A 16,652-nucleotide genomic window follows, 5' to 3' on the forward strand; every position below is an offset into this window, starting at 1 on the left:
AGCCCACATCACTCCCCCCGAATCTCCACCCGAAGGACAGCACCACATGCAGACCGTGCTCGGATCAGGCGGACAGATCGCCGAAGAGCTCACCCGCGAACTCCACCGGAATTTCACCCACGACATCCGCCTGGTGAGCAGAAACCCCCGCACGGTGCATGAGACCGACCAGCTCGTGCCCGCCGACCTCATGGATCCCGGGGCAACCGATGCGGCGGTGGCCGGAAGCGACATCGTCTACCTCACCGTGGGGCTGCCGATGGACTCCGAACGGTGGGAGCAGCGCTTCCCGGCCATGATGGCGAACACGATCGCCGCCTGCCAGAAGCACGGCAGCAAGCTCGTCTTCTTCGACAACACGTACATGTACCCGCGGACCTCGACGCCCCAGAACGAGGGCACCGGATTCGAACCGATCGGGCGCAAGGCGTCCGTGCGCGCGCAGATCGCGACGACGCTGCTCGGAGAGATGGAAGCGGGTGCGATCGATGCCGTGATCTGCCGAGCCCCCGAGTTCTACGGCCCCGGCAAGACCCAGAGCCTGACCAACTCGGCCGTCTTCCACCGCATCAAGCACGGCAAACGGCCGATGGTGCCGCTGAACGCCCACACCCGGCGCACCCTGATCTGGACCCCGGACGCCAGCCGGGCCATGGCCCGTATCGGGAACACGCCCGATGCCTACGGGCAGACCTGGCACCTGCCGATCGATCCGGACCGCCCGACCTACCAAGACATGATCGACATCGCCTCGCAGGTCACCGGTAAGAAGATCCACTACTCCACCGTCCCCAACTGGGCGTTCAGGATCGGAGGACTCGTCAACCCAGCGGTCAAGGAGGTGGAAGAACTGCTGCCGCGCTACCGGCAGGACAACATCTTCGACTCGTCGAAGTTCACGACACGATTCCCTGACTTCCGCGTCACGAACTACCGGGACGGCATCCACCAGATCCTCGCAAGCGAGTAACGACGCCCGAAGGTGCGGGCGGGAGGCGTCCCGGCGAACGTCAGGCAGTGCCGGGAGACCCCTCCCACACCTCGGAAGTCACCCTCCGGGCCCGGACGGTCCGGACGGCCCGGACGGTGCGGAACGCCCGGGCGGCGAGCACCGCCGCCGAGGCGGCAGCGGAGGTCGCCAGCCAGAGGAAGAGGGCGGGCCAGACGTACGAGATCATGGCCAGGTCCGCGCCCCTTCGGGTGAGCAGGCCCGCCAGGTCGCCGACGAAGAGGAAGGAGGCGATGGGCAGGGTGTGGGGGAGGGTGCGCAGGGCGGTGCGCCACCACGGGCGGGTGGCTGTGAGCCTGGCCCAGCGGCGGGCCCGGACCACACCGGTGGTGCCGAGGGCGAGGGACAGTGCGGTGAGGGCGGCGAGGACGTAGTCGGCCTGGAGGGTGAAGGGGACGTCGCTTCCCGGTGAATCGCCCCGGGCGAGGTCGGCGATTCCCTGGGCGAGGAGGGTCGCGTCGTCGCCGGAGATCATGCCGGTGTTGGTGACGACGGCGATGCCGGTGAGGCTGTCGGGGAGCAGGATCTGCGCGGCGTTGTGGGTGAGGAGCTGCCCGGTGTGCCGGATCTCGCGCGGTCCTTCGCCGGTCTCCTGAGTCCAGCCCATGGCGTAGGAAGTGCCCTCGGGCGTACGGGGCGGAGTGTGCAGGGTGGTGATGCTCCGGGCCGAGACGACCTGGTGGCCGTCCGCCGAGGCGCCGCCGTCGTACTGGGCGATCAGCCAGCGGGCGAGGTCGTCGGCGGTGGCGACGGTGCCGAAACCGCCCGCGGTGAACCAGTGCGGCTGGTCGCGCTCGATCAGTCGGCCGTACGCGCGAACGTAACCGCGTGCCTGCTCGGGCATGGCGGAGGTGGAGTCGACGGTGATGGTGCGGGCCATGCCCAGGGGGCGGAAGACCCGGTCGGCCATGTAGGTGGCGAAGGGCTGCCCGGCCACGACCTCCACCAGGCGTGCGGCAACCGCGTAGTTGGTGTTGTGGTAGCTCATGCGGGTGCCGGGATCGCTCGCGAGCCGCACCCCGTGCAGGGCGGTGACCGCTTCGGTGAGAGTGCGTGGCTGGGGGCCGACCAGGTCGGGGTGGGTCGCATCGGCCATGCCCGAGGTCTGGTTGAGGAGTTGGCGTACGGTGATGCGCTCGGCGCGAGGGTCGGCGAGGGTGAAGTCCGGGAGGTACTGCCGTACCGGGCGGTCGAGGCCGACCTTGCCCACCTCGGCCAGTTGCATGACGGCCAGCGCGGTCATCGACTTGGAGAGCGAGGCCACCGGCACCGGGGTCCGCGCGGAGAGGGTCTTGTCCGCCGCGGTGTGCCCGTACCCGGCGGTGTGCACGATCCGGTCGCCCCGGGTCACGGCCACCACGGCACCGGGAAGATCGGTCTCCTCCATGTACGTGCGTACGTAGCGGTCGACGGCATCCGAGGTCAGGGACTCGGCACCGGGTGCGGCGAGGGCGGATTCGGTGGCGCAGATCAGGGCTGCGGCGGCGGTCACGGCAGCGGCCAGAACACGCAGGTGGCGGGGCCGGGACGAGGGCTTCTTCATGCCCCCATCCGATCGCGTCGGGGGGCATCGGCGCAGTGGCGTACAGGAGAGTTCAGAGGTAGAGCGGGCACTACTGACCGAGGGGTTCCGGCTTGCTACGGCGGACAGGTCGTCCCCCGGAGACCGGCGGGCCGGTCGGGCCCCACCCCGCCGTCGCACCGGGCCGCCAGCGCGTCCCGGGAACGGACGGCCACCAGCCGCTCCCGGTAGGTGTTCAGGAACTCCTCCAGCCTGGCCGCGGGCTTGCGGAGGGGGCCAACGCCTTCGTCAGGCACGCTCAGCGGTTCGGGCGGGGGCGCGGGGGTACTCGGAATGCCATGACGGCAGTGGAGGGTTCCCGGGGGGAGGGCAGGCTGGTCACGGCCTTCTTGAACCTCTTCCTGTTCTTGGTCCTGATCGTGGCGGCCGTGATATTCGTGGTCCATAAGCTCAGGGGCCGCACGTAGTTCCTGACCTCGGCACAGCCGCGACCCGCGAGGTCTCTTCACGTCACGGCGCGTCCAACGGCTGTGGTGCAGCGGGATGTCAACGCGCCCGCCGCTTCTTGCGGTGGGGGCGATGTGGGCGGACGAAGGTGTCGAGCTCGCCTACGGCTGCACGGATATGGGCCGTACCGTGACGCAACCGCTCGCCCGCGCACCACCAGGACAGCCGCCCGTCCGCATCACGAGGATGCATGCCCAGCTCATGCTCAGGGCACAGAGGCCACGCCTGCCACAGCCGCTCGGTGATGGTCTCCTGCGCGGCATCAGTGATGATCGCCAGTGCCTGGGCAGGGTCGTCCGCCGAGTCCGGGTACAGGGAGTTGCCGTGCCACTCGCCGTTGGCCAGAGCGACGTAGACGTTCTCCGGCTCGTTCGCAGCACAGGGCGGAAGAGCCAGCAGTTGCAGGGGCTGCTGCTCGGGAAGGGTCACCGCCAGGTCCCGGTTGAGGAGGACCAGAGCCCCCTCCCACGTCGAGTACGTCCCCGGCGGGACGCGACGGGGCTCGGGGCTGTCGAAAGGAGGGCGCATGGGGACGATCTTCCACCACAGGGGGGCCACGTAGCCATTCAACGAAAGCCACAGCAACGCACAGCAACGGCAGAGGGACGTCAGCCATGCCCCGTCCTCTGGGTGAAATTCGTGCTCAACTCGCGGTGACGTTGGCCGTGTTGTTCTCGCACGCGTGGGGGTCGCGCATACGCGGCCGGGCCCAGCCGAGGACTGCTGTCCGAATCCAGCCATGCCGGGTGCGAGTCGGCCACTTCTGTCCCCGTTCTCCGGGATCGCTGGCCGTTGACCCCACCAGACGGCACCCTTCCCAGTAGCCACGTACCACCGTCAGTGGTGTGCCCGGCGACCCCGGGCACACCGCCGACGGCGATTCCTGTCGCTCGGGGGTTCAGGTCGTCATGTCTTCACACGGGATATACGGGCCTTTCGAGCCTGTCGTCGAGGCGCTTCTGAGACGGGCCGGACGACAGCCGGAGCGAGTCGCCGTCCGGCAGGGGCCCGAGCACCTGACGTACGGGGAGCTGGCCGACCGGGTCCGCGCCGAGGCCGGGCGGATCGGGCGGGCCGTCGAGGGCTCAGCGGGTCCGGAGCCCGTCGTCGCGGTCGCGCTGCCGCGCGGGATCGACCTGGTGGTGACGCTGCTCGGCACGCTCCACAGCGGCGCCGTGTTCCTGCCGGTCGATCCCGAGCTGCCGGGGGAGCGCGCCGGACGGATGCTGTCGGCGGCCGACCTCCTTGTCACCGGCGGGGCCCATCGCACGCTCGCCGAACGCTCCGGCCTTCCGCTCCTCCCTCCAGCCCCGCGCGGCGGCGTCCTCCAGCCGGTGAGCGCGGCGCAGGAAGGCCCGGTTCGGCAGCCGGTCGCCGGAGGGCCGGACCCGTGGTCGGCCGACCACGACAGAGGGCGGCCCGTGCACCGGGAGCAGGGCGCCTATGTGCTGTTCACCTCCGGAAGTACCGGAACCCCCAAGGCTGTCTGCGTACCGCACGGCGCACTGGCGAACCACACGGCGTCGGTCTCCGCGGCGTACGGCCTGCGGCCCGACGACCGGGTGCTCCAGCTCGCCTCCGCCGGGTTCGACGTGGCGTTGGAAGAGATCCTGCCGACCCTGGCCGTCGGCGCCGAGCTGGTTCTCGCACCGCCCGTCGTGCTCTCGCCCGAAGATCTCAGCTCGCTTCTCGCGGCGGAGCGTGTGACGGTGGCCAACCTCGCGACCCCCTACTGGCAGCACTGGGTGCGGGATCTGACGGACGGCCGGGCGCCGGTCTCCGATCACCTGCGGCTGCTCGTCGTGGGCAGCGACACGGGACGCGCGTCGACGCTGGCCGACTGGCGGCGGTTCAGTGACGCGGCGGTCGTCAACGCCTACGGGCTGACCGAGGCGACCATCACCTCCACGGTGCACCGCTTCCCCGCCGAGGAGCCGTCGCCGCCGTACGCCGAGCAGGACGGCGCCGTACTGCCGGTCGGCCGCCCCCTCGGCGGGGTGGGAGTCCGCCTGCTCGGCCAGGACCTGCGGCCGGTCCTGGCAGGCGAGACAGGTGAGATCTTCGTGTCCGGTGCCGGCCTGGCGAGGGGCTATCTCGAGGACCCGGCACTCACGGCCGAACGCTTCGTGCCCGACCCGCTCGCCGACCCGCCGGGCGCCCGCCTCTACCGCACCGGAGACCTGGGGCGGTGGGACGGACAAGGAGCCCTGTACGTCCTCGGCCGCGCCGACGAACTGGTCAAGATCCGAGGCCAGCGAGTCCACCCGCGCGAGGCCGACCGCCATCTGACGGCCCATCCGCAGGTCGCCGCCGCCCACACACTGGCCCCCCGGACGGGCCCCTCGGACACCACCGAGCTGATCGCGTTCGTCGTCCCGGCCGACGAGCGTGCCGTACCGACCGCGGGGCAGTTACGGGATCACCTCGCCACCCAGCTGCCCCCGGCGCACGTACCCACGCGCTACGTCATCGTGGACGCGCTGCCCCTGCGGACCAACGGAAAGGTGGACACCGAGGCGCTCCCGTTGCCCTCCGGATGGCAGCGGGACACGCACAGCCCGCGTCGGCCTCCGGCCACCGACACCGAGGAAGCGCTGGCGGCCGTCTGGTGCGAGGTCCTGGAGGTCACGGACCTCGGGACGGACGACTCGTTCCTCGACCTCGGGGGCCACTCCCTGGCCGTGGCCCGGATGGCCAACCGCATCACCGAACGGTTCGGTGTACGTCTTCCCGTGAGCGCCCTCATGGCCGCGCCGACCATCGCCGAACAGGCCGCGTTGCTCACCGCCCCCGAGAGGGCGGGGCTGTCGGCCCCGCTCCCGCCGCTGGTGCGCGCCGCCCCGGACGCGGACGTGCCGCTGACGGCCCAGCAGCGACAGGTGTGGTTCCTCCAGAAGCTGTCCCCTGGCAACGTCGCCTACCACGCGCAGACGACCCTCCGCGTCATCGGCGCCCTGGACACCGACGCGCTCGGCCGGGCCGTCGCGACGCTCACCGCCCGGCACGCGATCTTCCGCACCACCTTCCACGACGACGACGGAACACCCCGGCAGCGGACGCACGCCACCGGCCCGATGCCCGTGGAACTCGTCGACCTCACCGCACTGCCCGCCGGTGAACAGCGCGCCCGGGTCGAGGAGATCACCGCCGAGCGGGCCCGGACACCGTTCGCGCTCGACGAACTGCCGCTGCTGCGCTGGACTGTGGTGCGTCTGGGGCCGCTCCAGCACGAGATCGTCCTCGTCGAACACCATCTCGTGCACGACGGCTGGTCCTTCGGACTCCTCATGCAGGAACTGCGCGCCTGCTACGCGGCCGAGGTCACGGGCGAACCGGCCGATCTGCCCGCCCTCCCCTTCCAGTACGCCGACTACGCCCTGTGGCAGCACACGTCCCTCACCTCCGACGCGTTCCTCGCGCAGCGCGACCACTGGGCGGGGGTGCTGGCAGACGCGCCCGCACCGACCACGCTTCCCACCCTCACCCCGCGCCGAGGGAAGCAGACCTTCCGAGGCGGCGCCGTCCGCGTCGAGGTACCGACCGGCACCGTCACCGCGCTGCGCAGACTGGCACGGCAGGAGGGGGCCACGCTGTTCGCCACCATGCTGGCCGGGTTCTACGCCGTACTGGGCCGCTGCACCGGTGAGGAGGACCTGGTGATCGGCTCCGGCTTCGCCAACCGCCAGATGGCGCAGACGGAACAGCTGATCGGCATGCTGGTCAACCCCGTCGTCCTGCGCTGCGACATCGGCGGCAACCCCGCCTTCACGACCCTGGTGCACCGCACCCGGGACACGGTGCTGACAGCGTCCGCGCACCAGGAGTACCCGTTCCTCGAACTCGTACGGCACCTCAACCCGGACCGTGACCCCACGGCGAATCCGTACTTCCAGCTGATGTTCAGCTCCAACGACGCGCGTCTGCCGGACCTGGAGCTGCCCGGGGCGTCGGCCACCGTGTTCGAACGGGACAACGGCTCGGCCAAAGCCGACCTGAACGTCATCATGATCCCGCGCGCCGAGGCGGAAAAGGGAGCGGACGGCCGCGTCGACGGCCGCGTGACGCTGCTGTGGGAGTACAACGCCGATCTGTTCGACCCCGGGTTCATGGCGGAGCTGGTCGAGTCCTATCTGGGCCTTTTGTCCGACGCGGCGCGCCACCCGGACCGCCGGCTCTCCGACCTCGCACTGCTCAGTGCGGAGCGCAGGAAGGCGCTGCTGCGTGCGGGCCGGGGGCAGGAGGCCGAGCCCGCCCGCCCCCTCGCCCTGTTGATCGAGGACGCGGTCCGCCGGTGCCCGGACGCGGTGGCGGTCCTTACGGCCGACGGCGAACAGGTCACCTACGCCGAACTGGCCGTCGAGGCCGCAGCGGTGGCCGCCCGGCTGGACGAGGCGGGAACGGGCGACGAGCCGGTCGGGCTCTTCCTCTCCCGCACCCCCCGCATGATCGCGGCGCTCCTGGGCGTTCTGCTGTCGGGCCGGTCCTATCTGCCGCTGGACCCGGCGCACCCGCCCGCCAGGACCGGGTTCACCCTCGGCGACTCCGGTGCCCGGTGCGTGCTCGTCGACACGCGCACCGCCGCGCAGCTGCCCGAAGGCCCCTGGGAGGCGATCGACGCCGGTACGGCCGGGTACCACCCGGTCGGCACGGCGGCCGTGTTCCCCCGGCCCCCGGCCCGCCCGGAGGCGACGGCGTACGTCCTCTACACCTCCGGCAGCACGGGACCGCCCAAGGGGTGCCTGGTCAGCCACCGCAACCTCGACCACTTCGTCCGCTGGGCGATGCGCGACACCCCGGCCGACGCCTTCTCGCGGACCCTGGCGACCGCCTCCATCTGCTTCGACATGTCCTTGTACGAGATCCTGCCCACGCTCGCCTCGGGCGGCACGGTGCAGCTCCTCGATCACCTCCTGGACCTGCCGAAGCTGCCGCCGGACGAGGCACCCACCCAACTGTGCGCGGTACCGAGCCTGTTGGGGGATCTCCTGCGTGACCACCGGTTGCCGCCCGGGTTGCTCCTGGTCAATCTGGGGGGCGAGGCGCCCCCCTCCGCGCTGGTCTCCCGGCTGTGCGCTGCCGGGATTCCGGCGGTGCGCAACCTGTACGGTCCGACCGAGATCACCGTCCTCGCCACCGCCTCGGCGGTCACCGACCCCGGCCAGGACCACGCACGCCCGGTGCCGCTCGGCGGTCCAGTCCCCGGTGCGCAGGTGTACGTCGTCGACGAGTGGCTCAACCTGATGCCGCCCAACTGCCCCGGCGAACTGGTCGTGGGCGGCGACGGAGTCACCGCCGGGTACCGGGGACGCCCCGGCCTCACGGCCGAACGGTTCGTGCCGGACGTGTTCTCCGGCGTGCCGAACGCCCGCCTCTACCGCACCGGAGACCGGGCCCGGTGGACCACCGACGGCCGTCTCGAATTCCTGGGACGGCTGGACGACCAGGTGAAGATCAGGGGCCTGCGGATCGAACTGGGCGAGATCGACCACGTACTGGCCGACCACCCGAGCGTGTCGGCCGCCTGGGCGGTCGTCACGGGCGAGGCCCCCGACCAGATCCTCACCGCCTATCTGCAGCGGTCGGGCGAGGCGGACCCTGACCCGGCGGAGCTGCACGCCCACGCCTCGGCCCGGCTGCCGTCGGGACTGGTGCCGACCGCTTTCGTTGTCCTGGACGAGGTGCCGCTGACACCCACCGGCAAGGTCGACCGGTCGCGCCTGCCGCTGTGGGGCGAATCGGCCGACGCGCCGCAGAGCCGCACGACCAGCCCGCCGCCTGCCACCGCCGACGCCCTCGAAGAGCACGTGCTGCGGATCTGGGCCGAGGTCCTCGACCAGCCGGAACTCCACCGGGACAGCAGCTTCTTCGCAGTCGGAGGACATTCGCTGCTGATGTTGCGGCTGCGTCACCGCATCGCGGCGGAGCTGGGCGCGGAGGTGGAGACGTCGGCGTTCTTCGACCATCCGACGGTCGCGGAGATGACGGCGCACGTGCGCTCGCTCCTGTCCGGCGGGCCGGACGGGCCGGGGGCGCAGGGATGAGCGGTTCCGCGATACACCCGGCCGGGGATGCGGCGGCCGGTCCCGCCGCGCGCCGCGCGCTGACCCCCGCCCAGGCCGGTGTGTGGTTCGCCGAGCAGTGGGAGCGCACCGGCCACCCGGCCGGTGCGGGCCCGGCGGACGCCACCAAGTACCACATCAACGCCTCGTTGCAGCTGTCCGGCCCGCTCGATCCGGACGCGCTGCACCGGGCACTGCGGGACCTGACCGACCGGCATCCGATTCTGCGGGCCCGTGTGGAGGACGACGGCTCGGGCGAGGGCCCCGCCCTGGCCGACCAGGGCCCGATCTCCCTCCCTCTCCCGGTGGTCGATCTGCGCGGCACCCCGTACGGCGCCGACGAGAGCGCCCGCGCACGACAGCGCGACGAACTCGCCCGGCCCTTCGACCACCTGCGCGGCCCCCTGCTGAGGGCCACTCTGATCCGGACGGCCGAGGAAGCACACCTGCTCGTGCTCGTCATCCACCACCTGGTGTGCGACGGCTGGTCACTGCGCGTCCTCTACCGCGATCTGGGCCTGCTCTACCAGGCGGAGCCGACGGAGGGAGCCCGGTTGCCGGCGCCCGCCTCGTGGTTCGACGAGAAGCCCGCGCCGGGTGCGGAGCCGGGCGCCCACGAGTACTACCGACGGGTGCTCGGCGACGCCCCCACGGTCACGGACCTGCCCACCGACCGGCCCCGCTCCGACAGCGGCACGACACGCGGAGCCGCGCTCCAGCGGGAGGTCCCGGCCGGTCTGTGGCGTGCCGTCGTCATGGCGGGCGCGTCATGGCGGGCCACCCCGGCCATGGTCGTGACGGCGGTGCACGCCCTGCTGCTCGCCAAACTCACCGGTGGGCGCGACCTGGTCATCGGTGTGCCCTCCGCCGGGCGCGGCAGCCAGGAGCAGACCGAGACCGTGGGCATGTACGTGACCACGATCCCCCTGCGCGTGACGATCTCCCCCACGGCCACCGCCGAACAACTCGTCCACCAGGTAAGGGGCCGGACCCTCGAATCCCTGCGGTACCCGGCCACGGGCCTCGAAGAGATCGTCGGCCTGCTGGGCACGGAGCGCTCCGCGACCACCGCACCGCTGGTACAGACGGTGTGCGCCGTGGAGCAACTCGGTGTCCAGACGCCTGACCTGGGGTCCGTACGCACGCGGCGAGCGGAGCTGCCGTGCACCGCGGCCAAGTTCGACCTCGGCCTGGGCGTGCACGTCTCCCCGGACCGGGTCGAGACGGACTGGGAGTACGACACCTCGCTGTTCGACGCCGACACCGTGACCGCACTCGCCGACGCCTTCCTCGCGCTCCTGGGCGAGTTCGTCGCGGCGGAACCGGGCACGGGGGCCCTGTCCCTGGCGCTGGGCGCCACTCCCGACGCCGTGGAGTCACCGGAACCGTCCGGCCGGTTCGACATCCCGGCGCCGGAGGACTCCGGCCGGTTCGACACCCCGGCACCGGAGGACGCCGTCGGGGACAGTACGTGCGTGCCCGGTCAGCTGGCGCGCCGCGCCCACCGCGTACCGGACGCCGTCGCGGTCCGCGCGGGTACGGACGAAGTGACCTACCGGGAGCTGCACGCACGGGCTCGGGCAGTGGCCGGCGCACTGCGGGCGGCGGGAGCAGGCCCGGAGGACACCGTGCTGCTCGCGGTGGCGCGCGGAGCCGCCTGGGCCGCCGGGCTCCTCGGCATCTGGTACTGCGGTGCGGCGGTCGTGCCGGTGGACCTGGGCCACCCCGACCACCGCCTGCGGGAACTGGCCGGGGCCGCCGGAGCCCGACACGGGGTCACCGGCAGTGCCGCCGACGCCGAGACGCTGCACGGCCGACTGGGTGACGGCCTGTCATGGACACTGGTGCCCGGCGAGGGCTCCGCCGTGGACGGCGCCTCGTCGGCGGCCCGCGCCGTGAGCACCGGACCGGGCACACCACCGTCCGCGACGCCCAGGACACCGACGGCCCCCGAGACGGCCCCGTACGGACCGCACCCCGCCACCGGTCCGTCGTCACTTGCCTACGTCCTGTTCACCTCCGGCTCCACCGGCCGCCCCAAGCCGGTCGCCGTCGAGCACGGCAGCCTCGCCCACCACGCCAGGGAGACGGGCCGGCGCTACGGGCTCACGGACGCCGACCGGGTCCTGCAGTTCGCCGCGCCCGCCTTCGACGTCGCCCTCGAAGAGGCCGTACCGACGTGGTGCGCCGGTGGCACCACCGTCTTCATCGAGGACAACACCGTGGGGCCCGCGGACCTGGAACCGGTGCTCGCCCAAGGCGTCACCGTGGTCAACCTGCCGACCCCGTACTGGGCGGAGTGGTCCCGAGACCTACAGGCCCGGCCGCGCGCCCTGCCCCCGGCGCTGCGCCTGGTCGTGATCGGCAGCGACACGGGTCACCACGCCGACCTCGCCCGCTGGTACGCGGGAGGCGGCAGGCCCGTGGTCAACGCCTACGGCCTGACGGAGACCACGATCACGGCCACCACCTGCCGACTCGACCGGGCGGCCGGGGCCGCTACCGAGGAGGCTGCCACGCTCCCTCTCGGACGGCCGCTGCCCGGCATCGGCGCGTACGTCCTGGACAGTGCACTCCAGCCGGTGCCCCCGGGGCTGACCGGTGAACTCTGGATCGGCGGGGCCTGTCTCGCCCGTGGCTACCACCGGCGCCCGGCTCAGACGGCGGAGCGTTTCCTGCCGGACCCGTTCGCCGCGCGGCCCGGGGCCCGCATGTACCGCACGGGGGACCGCGTCCGACGTGGCACGGACGGCGAACTCACCTTCGTCGGCCGCCTCGACGACCAGGTGAAGATCCGCGGTCACCGGGTGGAACCGGGGGAGGTGACGACGGCTCTGCTCTCCCATCCGCTGGTGCGGGACGCGGCGGTGCGCGTCCGCGCGACGGAGGGATCCCGCCGACTGGTCGCCTATGCCGCCGTCGCGGAGGGCGGCACGGGCGCGGAGCGGGCCGACGAGCCGGAGCTGCGGCGGTTCCTGACGGCCGTCCTGCCCTCCCACGCCGTACCCGCGCTCATCGTCGTACTGCCCCGGCTCCCACGGACCCCCGGCGGCAAACTCGACACCCGAGCCCTGCCCGAACCGCCGGACGCCTGCGGCGGAGCCGGTCCGGACACCAGCACGGCGCACGACGGCGTCGACGGCCGGCCGAACCCCGCGGAAGCGACGCTGGCCCGGATCTGGGCCGACGTCCTCGACGTCCCCGCCGTACGGGCCGGGGACAACTTCTTCCGCGTCGGGGGCGACTCGGTACTGAGCATGCGCGTCGTCTCACAGGCCAGGGCGGCCGGACTGGAGCTGACCACCAGGGACCTGTTCCGCCATCAGACACTGGCCGAACTGGCAGCGGCGGCACGTCACTCAACGAACTCACCGACACCGCAGGACCCGGCGGCTCCCGCCCTCCGCGCCGGACCGGTCACGGCCGCCGCCCGCCCGCAGGCGAGAGCCGCGACGGCTTCGCTCCCGTCCCCGGACGTCCCCGACCGGCTGGGTCTCCTCGCCGGACTCGGTGACGCCGCCGCCGTCCACCCGGCGACCCCGATGCAACGGTGGGGCCTGAACCGGCTCGCCCACGCCCCACGTCCGGGCCTCTACCGGGTGTACGAGGCATTCGACATCAGCGGCGCCGACACCGACCCGGACGCGCTGGTGCTCGCCTGGCAGCACCTGGCCGAGCACCATCCGGCGCTCCGTTCCTCGCTGCACGTCCACGGCGACCGGGCCTGGCAGGTGCCCCACCGGAACGTACGCGTCACGCTGCACCGCGAAGACACCCGAGGTACGTCCGACGACCGGACCGCGACGGCGATGGCGGCTCACCTCAAGGAACTGCGCAGCCGCGCGGTCGGCGCAGCGGAACCCGGCCACGTGGAGCTGGCCCTGTTCCGCGGCGACCACGCGACCCGGCTGGTCTGGAGCTTCTCCTACCTCCACGTCGACGGCTGGTCCTTCCCCCACCTGCTCCAGGACCTGTTCACACTCCACGACGCCCTGCGCGCGGGACAGGTCCCCTCGCTGCCGGACCGCCCCTCCCCGGGCGACCTGGCTCCCTGGGCACGTGAGGACGAACAGGCGGCCCGTGTTCACTGGCTGGCCGAACTCGCCGGGAACGCGACCGGTTCGGTCGCCGCCCTCCTGGGACCCGCCTGTGGCCCGGCCGAGCAGACGGACCTGCGCACCTGGCTGTCCCGGGAGGAGACTTCGGCCCTCCGCGCCGCACTGCGCGGGCGCGGCCTCACCCTGCACACAGCCGTCCAGGCGGCGTACGCACTGGTGTTCGCGGCGCTGGCGGAGATCGACGACGTGCTCTTCGGCACGGTCGTGGCCGGCCGGTCGACCGCCGGGCCAGGAGCCGAGGACGTGGTCGGATGTCTCAACAACGTCCTGCCCAGCCGGGTCCGGATTCCGCGCACCGAGCGGCTCGACGCCTGGCTGCGCCGACTCCAGGACCGCCACGCGGAGTCGGCCGTCCACGAACGCACCAGCCCCCTGGACGTGCAGCGATGGTCCGGCGTACCCGACAGCGGCCGGCTCTACGACTCGCAGATCGTGGTGGAGAACTTCCCCTTCGACGCGGCGCTCCAGTCCCGGGTCGCGGGCTGGGGTCAGCTGGCCAACGGGGCCCACGGTGACGAGGCTTTGCGGCTCACCGTGTGGCCGGACCCCGCTCTGCTGATCAAGGTGGGATACCACCGTGACCTGGTGGGTGACGCCGGAGCCGCCGATCTGCTCCACCGGGTCGCGGCCGTCCTCACCTCGCTCGCCGTGGCTCTGGACGGTCCGGCGGAACGGCTGTGGGCCGTGGCCCGCCGTCCCGCGCCGGTCGTCGGCTGACACTCGCCCCCGCTCCTCGTACGAGGCAACCGCCATCCGCCCGTCCCTTGTCCTGGAGGACCCATGACGACCCCGAAGACCCGGGAACACCAAGAGGAAGTACACGAAGGGGAAGAAGAGGAGCAGTACGTCGTCGTCATCAACGGCGAGGCGCAGTACTCGATCTGGCCGGCCGACCGGGATCTGCCGCCGGGCTGGGCGGGCGAGGGAACCCGCGGTGCCAAGTCCGACTGCCTGGCCAGGATCGGCGAGGTCTGGACCGACCCGCGCCCCAGGTCGCTGCGCGAGCATCTGGCGCGGCACGACCAGTGAGCACGGCGGGCGACGACGTGGCCGGAGTGACGCACGGCGGCACGCCGCCCGCACGACGCAGCCTGTGGCTGCACCGAGGATTCACCGCGCTGTGGACCGCCCACACGCTCAGCCAGTTCGGCACGCAGATCGCGTTCTTCGCCCTCCCGGTCCTGGCGGTGACCACGCTCGACGCCACGACGACGGAGCTGGGTCTCCTCGCTGCGGCCGAGACCCTGCCGTTCCTCCTGATCAGTCTTCCGGCGGGGGTCCTGGTCGACCGCTGGCCCCGGCGTCGCGTGCTGATCGTCTCGGACCTCGTACGGGCGGTCCTGCTGGCGGCCGTCCCGCTGGCCGGACTGGCGGGGGTGCTGAGCCTTCCGCTGCTCGTCGTGGTGGCGATGCTGGTCGGCACGGGCACGGTCCTCTTCGACATCGCGTACCTCTCCTATCTGCCCGCCCTCGTCCACCGCGCCGACCTCCCCGCCGGGAACGCCCGACTGGAGTTCTCCCGGTCCGCCGCCGAGTCGGCGGGGCCGGGACTGGGAGGACTCGCCGTGCAGTGGACCTCGGCGGCCACCGCGGTGTGGGGCAACGTGCTGACCTACGCCGGTTCCGCCCTGCTCCTCGCGTTCACCGGTGGCAGCCGCCCGACGGGCGGCGCGGACCCGGCGGACAAGGACACGGGACGTCCGGGCGAGCACGAGGTCAATCCCGACGGAGCCGACGGAGCTGACGGAGCTGACGGAGCTGACAGGTCCGACAGGGCCGACGCGACGATGGTCCGGGCCATCGGGGAGGGGCTGCGCTTCGTCTTCCGGCATCCGGTCCTGCGCGCGCTGGCCGTTTCCACCGCCGTCGCGAACCTCTTCGGCATCGGCGGAGCCCTGAGCGCAGTCCTGACCGCGTACGCCGTGCACGATCTGCACCTGTCCGTGGGGCTCTTCGGCCTCGCACTGACGGTGGGCAACGCCGGAGCGATCGTGGGAGCTCTCCTCAACGGCGTACTGCTACGTGTCCTGGGCCCCGGCCGCACGCTGCTGCTGACCTCCCTCCTTCCCGCGCTCGGTCTCCTGCTTCTCGCGACCGCGGAGCCCTCCCGTGCCGCCGTGGTGATCGCGGTCTCGATGGGTCTCGTCGCGGGGAGCGTCACGATCTACAACATCCATCAGGTGAGCCTGCGTCAGGCGGTGACCGACACCCGGATGCAGGGCCGGATGAACGCCTCGATACGTTTCGCCATCTGGGGCACCCTCCCCCTCGGCGCCCTGTTCGGCGGGGCGCTGGCTGATCTGATCGGCATCCGGGCCGCCCTCTGGTGCCTCGGCGGCCTCGGGTGCACGGCCTGCCTGCCGCTCCTGACCCGCCCCATCCGAACGCTGCGGCACATGCCGTCGCTGTGACGAGGACCGGCATTCACTCGACCTCCCCCACCCAGGACCACCGTCGAGCGCCGCATCGCCCGGCTCGCCGGACGCACAGCGAGGCGACGTCGCGTGGGGTCGTGGCCGGTGGGCAGCGGTACGTCAGGTGACCAGTCGGACGCCTCGGCGCGCGAGGTAGGAGGCGGGATTCACGTCGCTCCCGTACTGGCGCCGTGCCCTGATCTCCAGGTGCAGGTGCGGGCCGCTGGAGCGGCCGGTGTTGCCGCTCCTGCCCAATCGCTGGCCCACCCTCACCCGGGCTCCCTGGCGCACCTCGATCCTGGACAGGTGGGCGTAGACGGCGAAGTGGCCGTCCGTCATCCGAACGGTCACGGCATGGCCGTACGAGCCGGACCACTTCGCCAGCACCACGTCGCCTGCGCCCACCGCGTGCACCGGCGTCCCCGTGGGCACCGCGAGGTCGATGCCGGTGTGGTGGCCGGCCAGCCAGTCGCCCCGGACCCCGTAGCGGGTGCTCACCCGGTACCAGCGGCGCAGCGGCTTCGCCCCCCGGGGAAAGGGGCCATGGCGCTCTCCGCGGTCGGTGGCCGGTGCGGGGAGATCCGTGAGCGCCCGGGCGAGGTCGTCCTCGAACACCGGGTCGTGTCCCAGCGGGCAGGCGTCGTCCTGCGCCGAGGGGGCTGCGGCAGAGGCAGGGCCGGGCGGCGGCCACAGCACCAGGCCGAGGGTGAGCAGCGCGGACCGCCGCGTCACGGACACCGCGCGGGAACGTGTCGGGAATCGCTTCATAACCGGGAATCGCTTCATAACACTGACCTCAAGCGCACTGCCCCGAGAGCGCACGCCCAGCCGCGCGTCCGGGGGACGGGCCTGCCCGCCGACGTACGGACATGCCGACGGGAGCCGGGAGCGCCGCCGTCGTCCTGCCCGAGCTCGTGCGGGCCGAGCCGGCGGATGCTTCACGTGCGGACCCCGGCCGCCGTGCGCCCTCGGCGAAGTGGCCCCCTCGGGAAACGCGTACCGCAGCGCCGTGCGGGGAGTGAT

General features: G+C 72.3%; 9 protein-coding genes. 5 read left to right on the forward strand and 4 right to left on the reverse strand.

Annotation, left to right across the window (positions count from 1 at the left end):
• Positions 1–46: 46 nt before the first annotated feature.
• Positions 47–970: an NAD-dependent epimerase/dehydratase family protein gene (locus OG897_RS29565; protein WP_266661495.1), complete on the forward strand. Its 924-nt coding sequence runs from the start codon at positions 47–49 to the stop codon at positions 968–970.
• 40 nt (positions 971–1,010) lie between these two features.
• Here OG897_RS29565 and OG897_RS29570 read toward each other — a convergent pair whose 3' ends face one another.
• The 3 genes from OG897_RS29570 to OG897_RS29580 all read right to left on the reverse strand — a co-directional run bounded on the left by OG897_RS29570 (position 1,011) and on the right by OG897_RS29580 (position 3,566).
• The gene (locus tag OG897_RS29570; protein ID WP_266661497.1) at positions 1,011–2,552 is read right to left on the reverse strand and encodes a serine hydrolase; all 1,542 of its coding nucleotides are present in this window, start codon (positions 2,550–2,552) and stop codon (positions 1,011–1,013) included.
• Between the two features lie 95 nt (positions 2,553–2,647).
• The gene (locus tag OG897_RS29575; RefSeq protein ID WP_266661499.1) at positions 2,648–2,827 is read right to left on the reverse strand and encodes a hypothetical protein; all 180 of its coding nucleotides are present in this window, start codon (positions 2,825–2,827) and stop codon (positions 2,648–2,650) included.
• Between the two features lie 250 nt (positions 2,828–3,077).
• Positions 3,078–3,566, reverse strand: a complete 489-nt coding sequence (locus OG897_RS29580; protein ID WP_266661501.1) for a hypothetical protein — start codon at positions 3,564–3,566, stop codon at positions 3,078–3,080.
• A 380-nt stretch (positions 3,567–3,946) separates the two neighbouring features.
• Here OG897_RS29580 and OG897_RS29585 point away from each other — a divergent pair, with 380 nt between their 5' ends.
• From OG897_RS29585 to OG897_RS29600, 4 genes are all read left to right on the forward strand, one after another.
• Positions 3,947–9,079: a non-ribosomal peptide synthetase gene (locus OG897_RS29585; protein ID WP_266661503.1), complete on the forward strand. Its 5,133-nt coding sequence runs from the start codon at positions 3,947–3,949 to the stop codon at positions 9,077–9,079.
• Positions 9,076–13,932 carry a non-ribosomal peptide synthetase gene (locus OG897_RS29590; RefSeq protein ID WP_266661505.1) on the forward strand — a complete coding sequence of 1,619 codons (4,857 nt, stop codon included), beginning with the start codon at positions 9,076–9,078 and terminating at the stop codon, positions 13,930–13,932. Before OG897_RS29585 ends, OG897_RS29590 begins: the two co-directional genes overlap by 4 nt.
• 63 nt (positions 13,933–13,995) lie before the next feature.
• Positions 13,996–14,244, forward strand: a complete 249-nt coding sequence (locus tag OG897_RS29595) for an MbtH family NRPS accessory protein (protein ID WP_266661507.1) — start codon at positions 13,996–13,998, stop codon at positions 14,242–14,244.
• Positions 14,241–15,626, forward strand: coding sequence for an MFS transporter (locus OG897_RS29600; RefSeq protein ID WP_266661509.1), 1,386 nt, complete (start codon positions 14,241–14,243; stop codon positions 15,624–15,626). The genes OG897_RS29595 and OG897_RS29600 overlap by 4 nt, the downstream gene beginning before the upstream one ends.
• A gap of 123 nt (positions 15,627–15,749) precedes the next feature.
• On the opposite strand, the gene OG897_RS29605 is transcribed toward OG897_RS29600, so the two are convergent.
• On the reverse strand, positions 15,750–16,367 hold the full coding sequence (locus OG897_RS29605) for a M23 family metallopeptidase (RefSeq protein ID WP_266661511.1): 618 nt from the start codon (positions 16,365–16,367) through the stop codon (positions 15,750–15,752).
• Positions 16,368–16,652: the final 285 nt, after the last annotated feature.

Source organism: Streptomyces sp. NBC_00237 (assembly GCF_026342435.1).
Classification (GTDB): Bacteria; Actinomycetota; Actinomycetes; order Streptomycetales; family Streptomycetaceae; genus Streptomyces.

What these genes read in the sequence shown, in the direction of transcription:
- OG897_RS29590 (WP_266661505.1), top strand. Translation starts at nt 9,076, where the DNA reads ATGAGCGGTTCCGCGATACACCCGGCCGGGGATGCGGCGGCCGGTCCC.
- OG897_RS29595 (WP_266661507.1), top strand. Translation starts at nt 13,996, where the DNA reads ATGACGACCCCGAAGACCCGGGAACACCAAGAGGAAGTACACGAAGGG.
- OG897_RS29580 (WP_266661501.1), bottom strand. Translation starts at nt 3,566, where the DNA reads ATGCGCCCTCCTTTCGACAGCCCCGAGCCCCGTCGCGTCCCGCCGGGG.
- OG897_RS29585 (WP_266661503.1), top strand. Translation starts at nt 3,947, where the DNA reads ATGTCTTCACACGGGATATACGGGCCTTTCGAGCCTGTCGTCGAGGCG.
- OG897_RS29570 (WP_266661497.1), bottom strand. Translation starts at nt 2,552, where the DNA reads ATGAAGAAGCCCTCGTCCCGGCCCCGCCACCTGCGTGTTCTGGCCGCT.
- OG897_RS29565 (WP_266661495.1), top strand. Translation starts at nt 47, where the DNA reads ATGCAGACCGTGCTCGGATCAGGCGGACAGATCGCCGAAGAGCTCACC.